The following is an 18,754-nucleotide window of genomic DNA, read 5'->3' on the forward strand; positions in this document are numbered from 1 at the left end:
GACCACCGGCCTTGAAGCCCCTCGGGGCTTCGGGCACACTCTGCCGCCGCCGATTTCCCTACAGGAGCCTCCGCCATGCACGCCATCATGCTCAAGGCCAAGCTGCACCGCGCCATCGTCACCCACGCGGTGCTCGACTACGAAGGCTCCTGCGCCATCGACGGCGAGTGGCTGGACCTGGCCGGCATTCGCGAGTACGAGCAGATCCAGATCTACAACGTGGACAACGGCGAGCGCTTCACCACCTACGCCATCCGTGGCGAGGAAGGCTCGCGGATCATCTCGGTCAACGGCGCCGCCGCGCACAAGGCCGGCGTCGGCCAGCGCGTGATCATCTGCGCCTATGCCCACTACAGCGAGGCCGAGCTGGCCAACTTCCAGCCGCGCGTGCTGTACATGGGCGAAGGTGGCGAGCTGAGCCACACCAGCAATGCGATTCCGGTACAGGTCGCCTGACGCCGCCACGTACCGCTAAACTCCAAGCCCGGAACCTGCCGGGCTTTTTAATGCCCGAAACGCCGCACAACAAGGAATTTGCCGCCCATGGCGTACCATCAGCAGCCGCTCGACGTCACCACCCTGCCCGCCTGGCAGGCCCTGCTCCAGCACCGCCAGGCCATGCAGGGCTTCAGCATGCGCGAGGCCTTCGCCAGCGATGCGCAGCGCTTCGAGCGCTTCTCCATGAGCACCAGCGGCATCTTCCTCGACTACTCGAAGAACCTGCTCAGCGAGCAGACCCGCGCCCTGCTGGTCGACCTGGCCCGCGAGGCCGGCCTGCAGGAGGCCATCGAGGCGCTGTTCAATGGCGAGCGGGTCAACGTCTCGGAAGGCCGCCCGGCGCTGCACACCGCCCTGCGCCGACCGATCGGCGACTGCGTCAAGGTAGACGGCGTCAACGTGATGCCGGAAGTGCACCGCGTGCTCAACCAGATGACCGACCTGGTCGGGCGCATCCACAGCAACATGTGGCGCGGCTACAGCGACAAGGCCATCACCGACGTGGTCAACATCGGCATCGGCGGCTCCTTCCTCGGCCCGCAGCTGGTCTCCGAGGCGCTGCTGCCCTTCACCCAGCACGGCGTGCGCTGCCATTACCTGGCCAATATCGATGGCAGCGAGTTCCACGAACTGGCCGCCAAGCTGAATGCCGAGACCACCCTGTTCATCGTCTCGTCGAAATCCTTCGGAACCCTGGAAACCCTGAAGAACGCCCAGGCCGCGCGCACCTGGTACCTGGCCCGCGGCGGTACCGAGGAGCGCCTGTACCGCCACTTCATCGCGGTGACTAGCAACAAGGAAGCGGCCATCGCCTTCGGCATCCGCGAGAAGAATGTCTTCCCCATGTGGGACTGGGTCGGCGGGCGCTACTCGCTGTGGTCGGCCATCGGCCTGCCGATCGCCCTGGCCATCGGCATGTCCAACTTCAAGGAGCTGCTCTCCGGCGCCTACAGCATGGACACGCACTTCCGCAGCACCGCGTTCGAGAAGAACATGCCGGTGCTGCTGGCCCTGCTCGGCGTCTGGTACGGCAACTTCTGGGGCGCGCAGAGCCACGCCATCCTGCCGTACGACCACTACCTGCGCAACATCACCAAGCACCTGCAGCAGCTGGACATGGAATCCAACGGCAAGAGCGTGCGCCAGGACGGCAGCCCGGTCAGCACCGAGACCGGCCCGGTGATCTGGGGCGGCGTCGGCTGCAACGGCCAGCACGCCTATCACCAGCTGCTGCACCAGGGCACCGCGCTGATTCCGGCGGACTTCATCGTGCCGGTGGTCAGCTACAACCCGGTCGCCGACCATCACCAGTGGCTGTACGCCAACTGCCTGTCGCAGAGCCAGGCGCTGATGCTCGGCAAGACCCGCGCCGAGGCCGAGGCCGAGCTGCGTGCCCGCGGCCTGGGCGAGGACGAAGTGCAGCGCCTGGCGCCGCACAAGGTGATTCCGGGCAACCGGCCGAGCAATACCCTGGTGCTGGAGCGCATCAGCCCGCGGCGCCTGGGTGCGCTGGTGGCCATGTACGAGCACAAGGTGTTCGTGCAGAGCGTGATCTGGGGCATCAACGCCTTCGACCAGTGGGGCGTGGAACTGGGCAAGGAGCTCGGCAAGGGCGTCTACCAGCGCCTCACCGGCTGGGACCAGCCGCCGGCCGAGGACGCCTCGACCCAGGGCCTGATCGACTTCTTCCGCGGCCGTCATCGCGGCTGATCGCCCCGCAGAGCCCGGCCCAGCGCCGGGCTCTGCGCTTTCGGGCGGCCGGGGCTTGAACCAAGCAACTGCTTGGATGCACCCTAGCGGGCATCGCGGCACGATAACAACAAGGACCCGCCATGTTCGAAATCAGCCTTCACCCGGTCAAGGACGAGGTGCGCCGGCGCGCCCACCTGAACAACGAGCAGTACCAGCAGCTCTACCGCCAGTCCATCGAACAGCCGGACGCGTTCTGGAGCGAGCAGGCCCGGCAGTTCCTCGACTGGTTCAAGCCCTGGGACCGCGTGCAGCACAGCGACCTGGCCCAGGGCGAGGCGCAGTGGTTCGCCGGCGGCCGGCTCAACGTCGCCCACAACTGCATCGACCGCCACCTGCCGCAGCGCGGCGAACAGATCGCCATCATCTGGGAAGGCGACAACCCGGCCGAGTCGGCGCACATCACCTACAACAAGCTGCACCACAACGTCAGCCGCCTGGCCAACGTGCTGAAGAGCCGTGGCGTGCGGAAGGGCGACCGGGTGTGCATCTACATGCCGATGATCCCCGAAGCGGCCTACGCCATGCTGGCCTGCGCACGCATCGGCGCCATCCACTCGGTGGTATTCGGCGGCTTCTCCCCGGACGCCCTGCGTGACCGCATCCTCGATGCCGACTGCCGCACGGTGATCACCGCCGACGAGGGCGTGCGCGGCGGCAAGTACATTCCGCTCAAGGCCAACGTCGACCAGGCCCTGCAGAGCTGCCCGAACGTCTCCACCGTGGTGGTGGTCGAGCGCACCCAGGGCGAGATCGCCTGGGTGGAGGGCCGCGACCTCTGGTACCACCAGGCCCTCAAGGAGGCCAGCGGCGACTGCCCGGCCGAGCCGATGGATGCCGAAGACCCGCTGTTCATCCTCTACACCTCGGGCTCCACGGGTAAGCCGAAGGGCGTGCTGCATACCACCGGCGGCTACCTGCTGGGCGCGGCCATGACCCACAAGTACGTGTTCGACTACCACGAGGGCGACATCTACTGGTGCACCGCCGACGTCGGCTGGGTCACCGGGCACAGCTACATCGTCTACGGACCGCTGGCCAACGGCGCCACTACCCTGATGTTCGAGGGCGTGCCCAACTACCCGGACGCCTCGCGCTTCTGGCAGGTGATCGACAAGCACCAGGTGAACATCTTCTACACCGCGCCGACTGCCCTGCGCGCGCTGATGCGCGAAGGCGAAGGCCCGGTCAAGACCACCTCGCGCTCGAGCCTGCGCCTGCTCGGCTCGGTGGGCGAGCCGATCAACCCGGAAGCCTGGGAGTGGTACTACCACGTGGTCGGCGAGACCCGTTGCCCGATCGTCGACACCTGGTGGCAGACCGAGACCGGCTCGATCCTGATCACCCCGCTGCCCGGCGCCACCGACCTCAAGCCCGGCTCGGCGACCCGGCCGTTCTTCGGTGTGCAGCCGGTGCTGCTCGACGAACAGGGCAAGGAAATCGAGGGCCCCGGCGCCGGCGTGCTGGCGATCAAGGCCAGCTGGCCGAGCCAGATCCGCAGCGTCTACGGCGACCACCAGCGGATGATCGATACCTACTTCAAGCCCTACCCCGGCTACTACTTCACCGGCGACGGCGCGCGCCGCGACGAGGACGGCTACTGGTGGATCACCGGCCGCGTCGACGATGTGATCAACGTCTCCGGCCACCGCATCGGTACCGCCGAGGTGGAGAGCGCCCTGGTCCTGCACGATGCGGTGGCCGAGGCGGCGGTGGTCGGCTACCCGCACGACGTGAAGGGCCAGGGCATCTATGCCTACGTCACCCTGATGAAAGGCAGCGAGCCGAGCGAGGCGCTGACCAAGGAGCTGCTGGCCCTGGTCGGCAAGGAGATCGGCAGCTTCGCCAAGCCGGAGCTGATCCAGTGGGCACCGGGCCTGCCCAAGACCCGCTCGGGCAAGATCATGCGGCGCATCCTGCGCAAGATCGCCTGCAACGAGCTGGAGAACATGGGCGATACCTCGACCCTGGCCGACCCCTCGGTGGTCGACAGCCTGATCGAACGGCGCCTCAACCGCTGAGTGGCGGCGGGGCCCTGCCCCGCTTGCTCCGCCCGGCGCCAGCACCGACACTGGCGGCCATGGAAAGCCTCCGCCGCCAGATCGCCGCCCAGGTGCACAGTCTCACGGGCGCCTCGCTCAACCAGCTCGACCTCGACCAGCCACGAGGCGACCCCGGCCTGTTCGGGCCCGCCTCGATGGTCTGGGAAGTGCACGCCGACTTCACCTCGATGATGGTCGGCGGCATCGCCGCCCTGCTCCTGCAGATGCTGCATCCGCTGGCCCTGGCCGGGGTCTGGGACCACTCCAACTTCCGTCAGGACCTGATCGGCCGCCTGCGTCGCACCAGCCTGTTCATCGCCGGCACCAGCTACGGCGGCGTCGCGGACGCCGAGCGCCTGATCGACAAGGTGCGCAGCATCCACCAGCAGGTGATGGGCCAGGCGCCCGATGGGCGCCCCTATGCCGCCAGCGACCCGGCCCTGCTGACCTGGGTGCACGTGGCCGAGGTGCACTGCTTCCTCAACGGCTACCTGCGCTACTGCAATCCCGAGCTGCCGGGCGCCGAGCAGGACCGCTACTACGCCGAAGTGGCGCTGATCGCCCGGCGCCTCGGCGCGCAGGAGGTCCCCGATTCGCGCCAGGCGGTCGCGGCCTACCTCGCGGCGATGCGCCCCCAGCTGCGCTGCGACGAGCGCACCCGCGAAGTGGTGCGCCTGCTGCACGCCGCACCCATGCCCAGCCTGCTGGCCCGCCCCTTCGGCGGGCTGATGATGCAGGCCAGCTTCGACCTGCTGCCCACCTGGGCCAGTGCCCTGCTCGGCGAGAGCGTCCCGGCCTGGCGCCGCCCGCTGCTGCGCGCCAGCGTGCAGCGCACTGCCCAGCTGTTGCGCTGGGCCGTGGCCGACAACAGCGCGGCGCAGCGCGCCCGGCGCCGCCTGCTGGTGGCTGGCCGGTCAGAATCCGCTATGCGACCATAAGCGCCTTTCCGGTCACAGCCTGAACCGCATCGAGGACATGAACATGCAAGACGTTGTCATAGTTGCCGCCACCCGCACCGCCATCGGCAGCTTCCAGGGCTCCCTGGCCGGCGTTCCCGCCGTCGACCTGGGCGCCGCCGTGATCAAGCGCCTGCTGGAGCAGGCCGGCCTCGACGGCAGCCAGGTCGACGAAGTGATCCTCGGCCACGTGCTGACCGCCGGTGCCGGGCAGAACACCGCCCGCCAGGCCGCGATCAAGGCCGGCCTGCCGAATGCCGTACCGGCCATGACCCTGAACAAGGTCTGCGGCTCGGGCCTCAAGGCCCTGCACCTGGGCGCCCAGGCGATCCGCTGCGGCGACGCCGACGTCATCATCGCCGGCGGCATGGAGAACATGAGCCAGGCGCCCTACGTGATGCCTGCGGCCCGTACCGGCCAGCGCATGGGCCACGGCAAGCTGATCGACAGCATGATCCAGGATGGCCTGTGGGATGCTTTCAACGACTACCACATGGGCATCACCGCCGAGAACCTGGTGGACAAGTACGGCATCAGCCGTGAGGAGCAGGACGCCTTCGCCGCCGCCTCGCAGCAGAAGGCCGTGGCCGCCATCGAAGCCGGCCGCTTTGCCGACGAGATCACCCCGATCCTGATCCCCTCGCGCAAGGGCGAGCCGGTCAGCTTCGCCAGCGACGAGCAGCCGCGCGCCGGCACCACCGCCGAGGCCCTGGCCAAGCTCAAGCCGGCGTTCAAGAAGGACGGCAGCGTCACCGCCGGCAACGCCTCCAGCCTCAACGACGGCGCCGCCGCCGTGCTGCTGATGAGCGCCGCGAAGGCCAAGGCCCTCGGCCTGCCGGTGCTGGCGCGGATCGCCGCCTATGCCAACGCCGGCGTCGACCCGGCGATCATGGGCATCGGCCCGGTCTCCGCCACCCGCCGCTGCCTGGACAAGGCCGGCTGGCAGCTGGCCGACCTCGACCTGATCGAGGCCAACGAGGCCTTCGCCGCCCAGGCCCTGTCGGTGGGCAAGGAGCTGGGCTGGGATGCCGCCAAGGTCAACGTCAACGGCGGCGCCATCGCCCTCGGCCACCCGATCGGCGCCTCCGGCTGCCGCGTGCTGGTGACCCTGCTGCACGAGATGATCAAGCGTGACGCCAAGAAAGGCCTGGCCACCCTGTGCATCGGCGGCGGGCAAGGCGTGGCCCTGGCCATCGAACGCTGATAGCAGGTCAATCGCTGCTGCGCTTGATCAGACATTATTGAAAGCAGGCTCGGGCTGCTCATTTACACACAAGTAAACTCCGCGCCCTCGCCAGCTTTCGCCTAGCCTGACCTGCGCTCGCGACGCGATTGCTCCTGCTACCCCGATTAGCGCCGGCCGAGAGCCGGCGTTTTTCTTGGTAAACTGCGCGCCCTCCCCGTTCCGAGACGCCGCGCATGTCCTCTCTCGACCAGGCGCTGCGCGCCGCCCTCGACGCTCGCCAGCCGCTGCTGGCCGAGCTGCACCAGCAGCAGACCGACTGCTACCGCCTGTTCCATGGCAGCCAGGAAGGCGCTCCGGGCCTGACCATCGACCGCTACGGTGCGCAGCTGATGGTGCAGAGCTTCCACCAGCCCCTCGCGCACGATGAACTGCTCGACCTGCACGCTGCCGTCAACGAACACCTCGGCCTCGACCTGCAGCTGGTCTACAACGACCGCTCCGGCGGCAACTCGCGCATCGACCGGCGCGATCCGGTGTACCAGGCCACGCCCGAGGCGCTGGAGGACGGCATCGGCCGGGAGTGGGGCCTCAACTACCGGGTGCGCGGCCGCCATCCGGGGCAGGACCCGCTGCTGTTTCTCGACCTGCGCGAGGCGCGCGGCTGGGTCAAGCGCCACAGCGCCGGCAAGCGCGTGCTCAACCTGTTCGCCTACACCTGCGGCGTCGGCCTGTGCGCGGCGGCCGGCGGCGCGCGCGCGGTGCTCAACCTGGACTTCGCCGAGGGCAACCTGGCGGTGGGCCGGGAGAATCTGGCGCTCAACCCAGGCCTGGCCATGGACTTCGTGCAGTCCGACTACTTCCCGGCCATCCGCCAGCTGGCCGGCCTGCCCATCGCCACTCGCCGCGGGCACAAACTGCCGAGCTACCCGCGCCTGCAACAGCAGCAGTTCGACCTGGTGTTGCTCGACCCACCGGCCTGGGCCAAGAGCGCCTTCGGCACCGTCGACCTGCTGCGCGACTACCAGAGCCTGCTCAAGCCGGCGATCCTCACCATCGCCGACGACGGCGTGCTGATCTGTTGCAACAACCTGGCAAAAGTCGAGCTGGAGGAGTGGCGCAACCAGGTGCTGCGCTGCGCCGAGAAACTCGGCCGGCCGGTGCGCGACTGCGCGCAGCTGCTGCCGGCCGCCGACTTCCCCTCGCGCGATGGAAGGCCACCGCTGAAGACCCTGATCCTGCGCTTCTGAGGCACCTGCCAGCGGCACTCTGATGGCCCACAAAGCGGCAACGGCCATGCCATACTCCAGGCTCCACAGACTGGAAGATGACGCCGTACCATGCTCAAAGGATTGCAACGTACCGCCTACGCCCTGGCAATCGCCCTCGGCCTGTATAGCCTGCTCGGCTTCCTGATCCTGCCCGGCATCGGGCAACGGGTCGCCAACCAGCAGCTGGCGCAGCTGGCCACCGTTCCGGCGCACCTCGCGCGCGTCGAGCTCAACCCCTTCAGCCTGGAGCTGCAGCTCTGGGGCCTGCACATCGGCGAGGCGGAACAGCCGCAGATCGCCTTCCAGCGCCTGTATGCCAACCTGCAGCTGGACAGCCTGTGGAGCGGCGCCCTGCACCTGGCCGATATCGAGCTGGAAAAGGCCCACACCGAAGTGCTGTTCGCCAAGGACGGCACGCTCAACCTGACCGGCCTGTTCAAGCTGCCGCCGTCCGAGGAGAAGCCCGCTACGGAAGAGCCGAGCGAGCCTTTCCCGCTGCGCATCGGCCGCATCGCCCTGATCGAGAACGGCCTGCACTTCGAGGACCTGCGCCCGAGCGAGCCGGTGGAGTTCGTCTACGACTCGCTGAACCTGGAGCTGACCAACCTCAGCACCCTGCCCGACGACAACGCCGACATGCAGATGGTCGCCATCGGCCCGCGCGGCGGGCGCATCGACTGGCAGGGCCAGGTCAGCCTTTCCCCCATCGCCTCCAAAGGCCAGCTGAAGATCAGCGACGGCCAGCTCAGGGGCGTCTGGCCCTACGTGCGCGACGCCGTGCCGCTGGTGCTGGAAGACGGCGTGCTCGACCTCAGCACCGAGTATTCGCTGAACCTGGCCAAGGGCACCGAGCTGCAGCTGAGCCAGGTCAGCGCCACCCTCGCCCGTTTCGCCATCAAGAGCCCGGAGGACAAACCCCTGCTGCGCCTGGAGCGCCTGGAAGTCGGCGACACCAGCCTGGACCTGGCCAAGCAGCAGGTGGTGATCGGCACCATCCGCAGCCAGAAGCTGGAGACCTGGGCGGCCCGCGAGAAGGACGGCCAGCTGGACTGGCAGAAACTGTTCGCCAGCCATAGCAAACCGGCGCCATCGACCACGCCCGCCGCCGCACAACCTCCCGCGCCCGAGGCTCCGGCTCCGAGCGAAGGTGGCACCGGTTCCGCGCCCGCACCAGCTAGTGCGGAACAAGCCGAGCCCGTCGCCCAGCAACAGAGTGCCAACGCGGAAAAGCCACAGGAGCCGGCCAAGCCCTGGCAGGTGCTGCTGCGCGACGTGCAGCTGCGCGAGTACCAGATCCACCTGGCCGACCGCGCAGCCGGCGCACAGGAGGTCAAGCTCGACCTGGCCCCGCTCAACCTCGACATCCGCGACTTCGACAGCCTGGGTACCTCGCCCTTCGGCCTCAAGCTGGACACCGGGGTCAACAAGAACGGGCAGATCCAGGTCGCCGGCCAGGTGCAGATCAGCCCGACCTGGGCCAAGCTGCAGGTCGCCACCCGCGACATCGACCTGCGCCTGGCGCAGGCCTACATCAGCCCCTTCGTGCGCCTGGAGCTGCGTAGCGGCTTGCTCGGCAGCGACCTGGCCGTCGACCTGAAGAGCGTCGAGCCGCTGGCCTTCAGCATCGGCGGCAAGGCCGAGGTCAACCAGCTGCATACCCTGGACACCCTCAAGGAGCGCGACTTCCTCAAGTGGCAGCAGCTGGTCGTCGAGGGCCTCGACTATCGCCATGGCGAGGGCCTGGCCATTGGCAAGGTCAACCTGCAGCAGCCCTACGTGCGCTTCATCATCAACGAAGACCTGACCACCAACGTCAACGACCTGATGATCCCGCAGCCCGCGCAGCCCAATGCCAAGGCCGAGCCGGCCGGCAAGCCGCTGCCGATCCGTATCGGCGGCATCGCCATCCAGGATGGCTCGGCCAACTTCGCCGACTTCAGCCTGACGCCCAACTTCGCCACCGCCATTCAGCAGCTCAACGGCCAGATCGGTACCCTCGACAACCAGAGCCCGAAAACCGCCGGCGTCGATATCAAGGGCAAGGTCGACAAGTACGCGCCGGTCAGCATCAAGGGCCAGCTGACGCCGTTCGACCCGATGAACAGCCTCGACATCGCCACCAGCTTCAAGAATGTCGAGCTGACCACCCTGACCCCCTACTCCGGCAAGTTCGCCGGCTACCGCATCCGCAAGGGCCGGCTCAACCTCGACCTGCACTACCGCATCGAGAAGGGCCAGCTGAACGCCGAGAACAAGCTGTTGCTGGAAGACCTGCAGCTGGGCGAGCAGGTGGACAGCAAGGACGCCGTGGACCTGCCGATCCGCCTGGCCGTGGCGCTGCTCAAGGACACCCAGGGCAATATCGACATCCAGCTGCCGGTGCAGGGCGACCTCAACAATCCCGAGTTCAGCGTCATGCCCATCGTCTGGCAGACCCTGCGCAACCTGGTGCTGCGCGCGGCCCAGGCGCCGTTCAAGTTCATCGCCGGGCTGGTCGGCGGCAGCGATACCGACCTCAGCCAGATCCGCTTCGCCGCCGGCAGCGACGAGCTCGACGGCAGTGCGCAGAAGGCCCTGGACACCCTGGCCGCTGCCCTCAAGGAGCGCCCGGTGCTGCGCCTGGAGGTCGAAGGCATGAGCGCCCAGGCCAGCGACGGCCCGCCGCTGGCCCTCGCCCGCCTCGAGCGCGAGTACCAGAACACCCAGTACAAGATGCTCCAGCGCAGCGGCGAGCAGGTCCCCGCCGAGCCCGCGGAGCTGGTGGTGGACGAGGACGACAAGTCGGTGCTGCTGGAAGGCATCTACCGCAGCCGCCTCAAGCAGCAGCCGCCAGCGGAGTGGAAGGAGCTGCCGGACGAGGAGCGCACGGCGAAGATGCGCGACGCCGTGCTGCAGTCCTGGGGCCAGAGTGAACTGCTGCTGCGCCAGCTCGCTCAGGCCCGCGCCGCCAGCATCAAGGACTACCTGGTAGAGCGTGGTGGCCTGGAAGACCAGCGCATCTACCTGCTCGATGTCGCCCTCGCCGAGGCCCAGGCCGATGGCCAGGTCGCCACGGCCCTGCATTTGGGCAGCCAGTGATGCGCGGCCTGACCCTGCTGCTCGGCGCACTGCTGGCCGGTGCCGCCCAGGCCGAGACGCTGCGCTGCGGCACCCAGCTGGTCAGCGTCGGCGACCGCGCCTTCGAGGTGGAGCGCAAGTGCGGCGTTCCGGCCTACCGTGACCTGGTGGGCTACACCCTCGGCGGCTACGATCGCCGCGAGCTGAAGATCGAGGAGTGGGTCTACGGCCCCGACAACGGTATGCTCAGCATCCTCACCTTCGAGGGCAACCGCCTGACCCGCATCGAGCGCAAACGCAACCGCTGACAGCCGCGAGGCGCCGGTGTAGGCTGGCGCCGTTGCCTCCCGGAGCCCCCGATGTACCGCGCGCTCATCCTCAGCCTCGCCCTGCTGCCCGTCGCCGCCCACGCCGGTTCCACCCTGCGCTGCGGCAGCGCCCTGATCAGCACCGGCGATCTCGCCAGCGAAATCCGCGACAAGTGCGGCGAGCCGGTCAGCGCGGACCTGCTCGGCTATCGCGAAGTGCGCGACTACTACGGCTACCTCAGCGAAGTCGCCATCGAGGAGTGGGTCTACGGGCCCCGCAGCGGCATGTACTACTTCCTGCGCCTGGAGGGTAACCGCCTGGTCAGGATCGAAAGCAAACGGGGCAATTGAAGCCCGCTCGTCACTCAAGGATGACCCTCATGAAACTGCATGCCCCCCTTATCGCCGGCCTGCTGGCCATCGCCAGCCTGGATGCCCGTGCCGACTCGCTGCGCTGCGCCAAGGGCATCGCCAGCACCGGCGACCGCAGCGTCGAAGTACTGAACAAGTGCGGCCAGCCGGTCAGCAAGAGCGTGGTCGGCTACGTCGTCAGCGACCGGCACAACATCGAGGTGCCGCAGGAGGAATGGGTCTACACCCCCGAAGGCGGCATGCAGTACTTTCTGCTGATCGAAGGCGGCGTGCTCAAGCGCATCGACAGTCGGCGCGGCTAAGCGCAAAGGCATCCGCGCATGCTGATCATTCCCGCCGAGCACCCGCTGGACTGGAAGCGGCCACCGCTGATCACCCTCCTGCTGATCCTGCTCAATACCCTGATCTATTTCGCCTACCAGGGTGGCGACGAGGAACGCCGTACGCTGGCCGTGCAGGTCTACCTGGACGGCGGCCTGCTCGGTCGCGAGCGGGCGCTGTTCCTCGAGGACGTCGCCCGCCGCGAGCAGCTGGACGGTGACCAGCGCGCCTATGTCGACGGCCTGCGCCGCCAGGAGCTGGCCGCCTGGATTCTCCACGACCTGGAGTTCGAGCAGCAGCTGCACCAGCGTGCCGACTTCCGTGCCGACCGGGCCTGGCAGGCAGCCCGCGACAAGGCCGAACGGGCCCGTGACCGCATCAGTGCCTACCGCTTCGGTTTCGTTCCGGCGCGCTTCAGCCTCGAAGGCCTGTTCGGCGCCATGTTCCTGCATGGCGACTTCATGCACCTGCTGGGCAACATGCTGTTCCTGTTCATCTTCGGCTTCGCCCTGGAGATCGCCCTGGGCCGCTGGGCCTACCTAGGCCTCTACCTGCTCAGTGGGGTCGCCGCGCACCTGCTGTGGTGGGCCGTGGATCCGGCCTGGGTCACCGGCGTGGGCGCCTCGGGTGCCATTTCCGGGCTGATGGGCATGTACGTCGGTGTCTTCGGCCTGCGGCGGATCAACTTCTTCTACTGGCTGGGTCCGCTGATCGGCTACTTCAAGGCGCCGGCCCTGTGGATACTGCCGGTGTGGATCGGCAAGGAAGTGTTCGGCCTGCTGCAGGCCGAGGACAACGTCAACTACCTGGCCCACCTAGGCGGCCTGCTGGCCGGCTTCCTGGCCGTCTGGCTGCCGCGCCAGGGTGGACGCCTGAAGGTGGACGAAGCCTACCTGCACAAGCAAGACCCGGACGCACCGTTCAAGCGCGAGCTGGTGGCGCTGGACCGGCAGCTCGGCCAGTTCGCCCTGGCCGAGGCCGCGGCCCGCGGGCCCGAGCTGCTGAATCGCTATCCGGGCCGTGCGGAGCTGCTGGAGCGGCTCTATGCCGTGGCCCGCGGACGCCAGGACAAGGTGCTGCTCGGCAGCGTGCTGAAGCAGCTGTTCGCCCTGGCAGACGGCCAGCAGGCCCTGCCACTGCTCAGGCGCATCGCCGACGACAGCGGCGAGGAAGGGCAGCGCCTGCTGCTGCACCCGGCCGTGCAGCTGCACCTGCTTGCCCCCCTGATCCGCGCCGGCGAGGGCCAGCGTGCCCTGGGCGCCTGGCGGCGCCTGAGCCAGGGCGCGCAACGCCCGGCCCAGCTCCCCGGGCTGACCCTGCAGCTGGCGCGCCTGCTAGGCCAGGGCCGGGACCTGCGCGGCGTCACCGAGCTCAGCCGTTTCCTGCGTGACAGTTACCCGGAAGCCGAGCAGACGCGCCAGCTGGCCCTGCTCCAGCAGCACTTGGCGCGCTGATTCAGGCCTGCGCCGCCAGCCGGCGCAGGGTTTCCTCCAGGCGCTCCACCTCGCCGAGCAGCGGCGACTGTGGATAGCGCGCACGAATGTAGCCCAGCAGCTGCTGCGCCGGCTCCACCTGGCCAAGCCCCTCGGCGAAGCCGCGCGCGGCCAGCAGGTAGGCCCGCGGGATATGCGGATAGTCGGGGAAGCGCCGATGCAGGTTGCGCAACAGGCTCAGGCCCTCGCGGGTCTTGTGCCGCTCCAGCAGCGCCTGGGCGACCCGCTCGCAGACCTGGGCATCCTCCGGCAGGTAGTCGGCCTTGAACTGGCGGGCATTGAGCAGGGCCGTGGCCGCCTGCGCCGGGTTGAGTCGCGCGGCCAGCGGCAGGTAGTGCTGCAGGTGGCGCAGGCAGCGCTCGCGGGCATTCAGGCCGAACAGCAGGCGATGGAAGCGCTCGTTGAGGACGAAGTCATCGGGCATGCCGTTCAGCGCCTGGGCCAGCAGCTCCAGGGCCCGCTCGCTCTGCCCCTCCTTGAGGCGAATCTCGGCCTCGGCCAGCGCCCGGCGCCGCCGATACTCCTCGGCGGGCAGGCCGCGCGGCGCCCCCTCCTCCACCGCCACATAGCCCAGGGCGCCCTGATACTGGAACACCGCATAGCCCATCATGGCGCACATCACCACGCTGAAGTAGCCGAACAGCAGGGTCGCCAGCGGCACCAGCACCACCTGCGGCAGGCCGCCGGCCAGCATGTAGGCGACCCAGCCCGGCGACTGCCAGAGAATGAACAGGAAGGCCCAGAGGATCAGGTAGCGCCAGCCCATGGCCTTGATCACCAGCCCCACCTGGTCGGGACTCAGCGCCGCGCCCAGGGTCTTGTCCAGGGCCAGGCGGATGATGCTGGCCGGCAGCACCAGCTGCACGCCAAGGGTGGCCGCCCAGAACAGCGCCTCGCTGTCGAAGTCGGCCGCCAGCCAGACAACGGCGAAGCCGACGAAGAAGATCACCAGCAGCCGCCAGAACAGGCTGAAGCCCTCGCCATCCAGCGCCCCGCGCAGGCTGGGAGCCTCGCGTGCGCCCAGGCTGGCGCTTTCGATCACGCTCTGCAGGTACTTGGTGGCGACGCAGAACAATGCCAGCCACAGCAGCTTCCAGGGCGGCATGAACAGGCTGGCCAGGCCCAGCAGGGCGGCGAAGGCCAGCGGAGCCGGCTGCAGGCCGTAGCGGAAGAAGGCCGGGATGCGCTGCCAGAAGGGCTGCGCGGTGTTGGCCGCGCCGAGGAACTGCAGCTGGCCATGGCACAGCGGGCAGCTCGGATCCTGCTCGGGGGCCTCGGCATTCAGCGGGATGCAGCAATCGCCGTAGTCGCGCTGGCAGGGCGGGCAATGCCAGGTGGCGGGTTGCGCGGGGTGATAGCGGCAGTGGCTGATTTCCATCGCCTGACGTCCTTGTGGGTACTGCACTTGGCGCCATTGTCGGGGCAAACCGCGGGCAAAAAAAGAGGGCCCCGCAGGGCCCTCCTTTGCAGCATGGTCTCGGCTTAGACGCCCGAGGCTTCCGCTGCGGCGACGTCCTTGATCGACAGCTTGATGCGGCCGCGGTTGTCCACGTCCAGCACCAGGACCTTCACTTCCTGGCCTTCCTTGAGCACGTCGGTGACCTTGTCGATGCGCTGATCGCTGATCTGCGAGATATGCACCAGACCGTCCTTGCCCGGCAGGATGTTGACGAAGGCGCCGAAGTCGACGATGCGCTCGACCTTGCCGACGTAGATCTTGCCGATCTCGGCCTCGGCGGTGATGCCGAGCACGCGCTGCTTGGCCGCCTCGGCCGCTTCCTTGGTCTCGCCGAAGATCTTGATCGAACCGTCGTCCTCGATGTCGATCGAGGCCTTGGTCTCTTCGCAGATGGCGCGGATGGTGGCGCCGCCCTTGCCGATCACGTCGCGGATCTTGTCCTGGTCGATCTTCATCGCCAGCATGGTCGGGGCGTTGGCCGACAGCTCGCTGCGCGACTGGGAGATGACCTGGTTCATCTGGCCGAGGATGTTCAGACGGGCTTCCAGGGCCTGGCCCAGGGCGATCTCCATGATTTCCTCGGTGATGCCCTGGATCTTGATGTCCATCTGCAGGGCGGTGACGCCCTTGGCGGTACCGGCGACCTTGAAGTCCATGTCGCCCAGGTGGTCTTCGTCACCCAGGATGTCGGTCAGTACGGCGAACTTCTCGCCTTCCAGCACCAGGCCCATGGCGATACCGGCCACCGGCGCCTTCATCGGCACGCCGGCGTCCATCAGCGCCAGGGAGGCGCCGCACACGGAGGCCATGGAGGAGGAACCGTTGGACTCGGTGATCTCCGACACCACGCGGATGGTGTAGGGGAACTCGTCGCCCTTCGGCAGCATGGCGGCTACACCGCGGCGGGCCAGACGGCCGTGGCCGATCTCGCGGCGACCGGCGCTGCCCATGCGGCCACACTCGCCCACCGAGAACGGCGGGAAGTTGTAGTGCAGCATGAAGGGGTCTTTCTTCTCGCCTTCCAGAGTGTCCAGCAGCTGGGCATCGCGGGCGGTGCCGAGGGTGGCGACCACCAGGGCCTGGGTCTCGCCACGGGTGAACAGGGCGGAGCCGTGGGTCTTGTCCAGCACGCCGACTTCGATCTTCAGCGGGCGCACGGTACGGGTGTCACGACCGTCGATACGCGGCTTGCCGTTGACGATGTTCTCGCGCACGGTGCGGTATTCGATCAGGCCGAAGGCATCCTTGACCTCGCCGGCGGACGGCTGGCCTTCCTCGCCGGAGAACTTGGCCACGACCTGGTCGCGCAGCTCGTCCAGACGGTTGTAGCGGTCCTGCTTGATGGTGATGGTGTAGGCCTGGGAAATGGCCTCGCCGAACTCGGCCTTGATGGCGCTGAGCAGCGCGGTGTTCTCGGCCGGGGCGGTCCAGTTCCAGGTCGGCTTGCCGGCTTCGGCGGCAAATTCCTTGACGGCCTGGATCACGGCCTGGAATTCCTGGTGGGCGAACAGCACGGCGCCCAGCATCTGGTCTTCGGTCAGCTCGTCGGCTTCGGACTCGACCATCAGCACGGCGGTCTCGGTACCGGCCACCACCATGTCCAGGCTGGAGGCTTTCAGCTGCTCGTAGTTCGGGTTCAGCAGGTAACCGGTGTCCTCGTGGAAGGCCACGCGGGCGGCGCCGATCGGGCCGTTGAACGGGATGCCGGAGATGGCCAGGGCGGCCGAGGTACCGATCATCGAGGCGATGTCCGGATCGGTCTTCTTGCTGGTGGAGACCACGGTGCAGACGACCTGCACTTCGTTCATGAAGCCTTCCGGGAACAGCGGGCGGATCGGGCGGTCGATCAGGCGCGAGGTCAGGGTTTCCTTCTCGCTCGGACGGCCTTCACGCTTGAAGTAGCCACCCGGGATCTTGCCGGCGGCATAGGTCTTTTCCTGGTAGTGCACGGACAGCGGGAAGAAGCCCTTGCTCGGATCGGCCTGCTTGGCGCCGACCACGGTGACCAGCACGCTGACGTCGTTGTCGATGCTGACCAGCACGGCGCCAGAGGCCTGGCGGGCGATGCGGCCGGTTTCCAGGGTGACGGTCGACTGACCGAACTTGAATTGCTTGATAACCGGATTCACGGTGTTTTCCTTCTCTTTGTTGCCTTGGGGAAATCGGGGGGAATGCCGGGAGTCGGACCCGTTGTCATACCCCTGAAAAGCCAGAAGCTGGAAGCCCGAAGCCGCCGGCCGGTATCAACCGTCCTGCAACCCCGTGCTCCCAGCTTCTCACTTCAGGTGCACGTCTTAGCGACGCAGACCCAGGCGACCGATGAGGGCGCTGTAACGAGTGGTGTCCTTACCCTTCAGGTAGTCCAGCAGCTTGCGGCGCTGGTTGACCATGCGGATCAGGCCACGACGGGAGTGGTGGTCTTTGCCGTTGGCTTTGAAGTGATCCTGCAGCTTGTTGATGTTGGCGGTCAGCAGGGCAACCTGCACTTCCGGAGAACCGGTATCGCCTTCAGCTTGCTTGTACTCGTTAACGATCTGGGCTTTTTCTTCAACGCTCAGTGCCATGATGGGCTCCTTGAGTGAACAGGCCGGGAACCAGTCCCGTGTTTTAAAAAGAGGAATGACCGTGCCTGCTGACAGCCACCCTCGCTCCGGTCGCACCGACCGAATCCATCGCCCCGAGCCGCAACCCGGGGCGCCTGCCGACGCTAGGCGCCGGTCGAAATCAGACGCTTGGGCGCGATGCGCCCGTCCTCGCTCACCTCACCGATGCCGATGAAGCGGCCGGTATGATCCTGCACCCGCAGCATGCCGAACTTGGGCGCTTCCGGCGCCCGCACCGGCTGACCGTGCAGCCAGTAGTAGGCGCTGTGCTCGGACAGCTGCAGCAGCGGCCAGTGCTCCAGGCCGCTGTCCACCGGCAGGAGGAACTGATCGAGGGCCTCGCTGCCGCCTTCGGCATGGACCTTCTCCAGCGTCTCCAGGCTGATGGCCTGGGCCAGGCCGAAAGGCCCGGCCTGGGTACGCCGCAGCTCGGCCACATGGGCACCGCAGCCCAGCTGCTGGCCGATGTCCTCGACCAGGGTACGGATATAGGTACCCTTGCTGCAGGCTACGGCCAGGCGCAGCTGCGCCTGCTCCAGGGCCAGTAAATCCAGGCGCGCGATAGTAACAGATCGCGGCTCGCGCTCCACTACCTCGCCGGCGCGGGCCAGCTTGTAGAGCGGCTGGCCGTCCTTCTTCAGGGCCGAGTACATCGGCGGTATCTGCTTGATTTCACCACGAAAACGCGGCAGGACAGCCTCCACGGCCTCCCGACCGACGGTCACTTCGCGGCGCTCGAGGACTTCGCCCTCGGCATCGCCGGTGGTGGTGGTGACGCCGAGCTGGGCCAGGGTCTCGTAGCCCTTGTCGGCGTCCAGCAGGTACTGGGAGAACTTGGTCGCCTCGCCGAAGCAAAGCGGCAGCACGCCGGTGGCCAGCGGATCGAGGCTACCGGTGTGCCCGGCCTTCTCGGCGTTGAGCAGCCAGCGCACCTTCTGCAGGGCCTGGTTGGAGCTCATGCCACGCGGCTTGTCGAGCACCAGAATGCCGCTGACCTGGCGGCGGATACGTTTGACCTGGGCCACGCTCAATCGTCCTGATGCTTGCTGTCTTCGGCCACGGCGCGCTCGATCAGCGCCGACAGGTGCACGCCACGCGAGATGCTCTCGTCGAAGTGGAAGTGCAGCTGCGGCACGCTGCGCACCTTCATCGACTTGCCCAGCAGCATGCGCAGGTAGCCGGCGGCCTCGTTGAGGATTTCCAGGTTGAGCTTGATCTTCTCGGCAGCGTTCTCGCCCATCAGGGTGATGAACACCTTGGCGTGACCGAGGTCGCGGCTGACATCCACGGCAGTGACGGTGACGAAGCCCAGGCGCGGGTCGCGCACCTCGCGCGGGATCATCTGCGCCAGCTCGCGCTGCATCTGGTCACCAATGCGCTGGGTACGGCTGTATTCTTTGGCCATTTTTCCTACCTCTCCCGCCGCCTTCGCGTGCGGGCTC

Annotated in this window: 16 protein-coding genes; 11 read left to right on the forward strand and 5 right to left on the reverse strand. The window is 67.7% G+C overall.

The annotated features are described in order from the left end of the window. The first annotated feature begins 75 nt into the window (after positions 1-75). The 11 genes from panD to AAG092_RS06995 all read left to right on the forward strand — a co-directional run bounded on the left by panD (position 76) and on the right by AAG092_RS06995 (position 13,211). On the forward strand, positions 76-456 hold the full coding sequence (gene panD / locus AAG092_RS06945) for an aspartate 1-decarboxylase (protein ID WP_110680919.1): 381 nt from the start codon (positions 76-78) through the stop codon (positions 454-456). Positions 457-543: 87 nt separating this feature from the next. Next, a complete protein-coding gene (gene pgi, locus AAG092_RS06950) occupies positions 544-2,208 on the forward strand; it encodes a glucose-6-phosphate isomerase (RefSeq protein WP_373389106.1) in 1,665 nt (554 codons plus the stop codon). Between the two features lie 122 nt (positions 2,209-2,330). Beyond that, entirely contained in the window at positions 2,331-4,268 is a 1,938-nt protein-coding gene (acs, locus tag AAG092_RS06955; RefSeq protein WP_373389107.1) for an acetate--CoA ligase, read from the forward strand. A gap of 59 nt (positions 4,269-4,327) precedes the next feature. After that, positions 4,328-5,227, forward strand: coding sequence for an oxygenase MpaB family protein (locus tag AAG092_RS06960; protein WP_373389108.1), 900 nt, complete (start codon positions 4,328-4,330; stop codon positions 5,225-5,227). Positions 5,228-5,270: 43 nt separating this feature from the next. Then, positions 5,271-6,449 (forward strand): acetyl-CoA C-acetyltransferase, encoded by a 1,179-nt coding sequence (locus AAG092_RS06965; RefSeq protein WP_373389109.1) that lies wholly within the window; start codon positions 5,271-5,273, stop codon positions 6,447-6,449. Between the two features lie 215 nt (positions 6,450-6,664). Beyond that, the gene (locus AAG092_RS06970) at positions 6,665-7,678 is read left to right on the forward strand and encodes a class I SAM-dependent rRNA methyltransferase (RefSeq protein WP_373389110.1); all 1,014 of its coding nucleotides are present in this window, start codon (positions 6,665-6,667) and stop codon (positions 7,676-7,678) included. Positions 7,679-7,768: 90 nt separating this feature from the next. Continuing rightward, complete coding sequence (locus tag AAG092_RS06975) at positions 7,769-10,777, forward strand: DUF748 domain-containing protein (RefSeq protein WP_373389111.1); 3,009 nt, start codon at positions 7,769-7,771, stop codon at positions 10,775-10,777. After that, positions 10,777-11,064, forward strand: coding sequence for a DUF2845 domain-containing protein (locus tag AAG092_RS06980; protein ID WP_373389112.1), 288 nt, complete (start codon positions 10,777-10,779; stop codon positions 11,062-11,064). Before AAG092_RS06975 ends, AAG092_RS06980 begins: the two co-directional genes overlap by 1 nt. A gap of 51 nt (positions 11,065-11,115) precedes the next feature. Then, positions 11,116-11,415, forward strand: a complete 300-nt coding sequence (locus AAG092_RS06985) for a DUF2845 domain-containing protein (RefSeq protein WP_110680911.1) — start codon at positions 11,116-11,118, stop codon at positions 11,413-11,415. A gap of 29 nt (positions 11,416-11,444) precedes the next feature. After that, a complete protein-coding gene (locus AAG092_RS06990) occupies positions 11,445-11,738 on the forward strand; it encodes a DUF2845 domain-containing protein (protein WP_373389114.1) in 294 nt (97 codons plus the stop codon). 18 nt (positions 11,739-11,756) lie between these two features. After that, positions 11,757-13,211: a rhomboid family intramembrane serine protease gene (locus tag AAG092_RS06995; RefSeq protein WP_373389115.1), complete on the forward strand. Its 1,455-nt coding sequence runs from the start codon at positions 11,757-11,759 to the stop codon at positions 13,209-13,211. 1 nt (position 13,212) lies between these two features. Here AAG092_RS06995 and AAG092_RS07000 read toward each other — a convergent pair whose 3' ends face one another. The 5 genes from AAG092_RS07000 to rbfA all read right to left on the reverse strand — a co-directional run bounded on the left by AAG092_RS07000 (position 13,213) and on the right by rbfA (position 18,717). After that, positions 13,213-14,628 carry a hypothetical protein gene (locus AAG092_RS07000; protein WP_373389116.1) on the reverse strand — a complete coding sequence of 472 codons (1,416 nt, stop codon included), beginning with the start codon at positions 14,626-14,628 and terminating at the stop codon, positions 13,213-13,215. A 104-nt stretch (positions 14,629-14,732) separates the two neighbouring features. Then, on the reverse strand, positions 14,733-16,838 hold the full coding sequence (gene pnp, locus AAG092_RS07005; protein WP_110680907.1) for a polyribonucleotide nucleotidyltransferase: 2,106 nt from the start codon (positions 16,836-16,838) through the stop codon (positions 14,733-14,735). 165 nt (positions 16,839-17,003) lie between these two features. Then, positions 17,004-17,273 (reverse strand): 30S ribosomal protein S15, encoded by a 270-nt coding sequence (rpsO, locus tag AAG092_RS07010; RefSeq protein WP_011914369.1) that lies wholly within the window; start codon positions 17,271-17,273, stop codon positions 17,004-17,006. Positions 17,274-17,416: 143 nt separating this feature from the next. Further along, on the reverse strand, positions 17,417-18,337 hold the full coding sequence (truB, locus tag AAG092_RS07015) for a tRNA pseudouridine(55) synthase TruB (RefSeq protein WP_110680906.1): 921 nt from the start codon (positions 18,335-18,337) through the stop codon (positions 17,417-17,419). 2 nt (positions 18,338-18,339) lie between these two features. Then, positions 18,340-18,717, reverse strand: coding sequence for a 30S ribosome-binding factor RbfA (gene rbfA, locus AAG092_RS07020; protein ID WP_110680905.1), 378 nt, complete (start codon positions 18,715-18,717; stop codon positions 18,340-18,342). Positions 18,718-18,754: the final 37 nt, after the last annotated feature.

The organism is Pseudomonas alcaligenes, from assembly GCF_041729615.1.
In the GTDB taxonomy this organism is placed as follows: Bacteria; Pseudomonadota; Gammaproteobacteria; order Pseudomonadales; family Pseudomonadaceae; genus Aquipseudomonas; species Aquipseudomonas alcaligenes_B.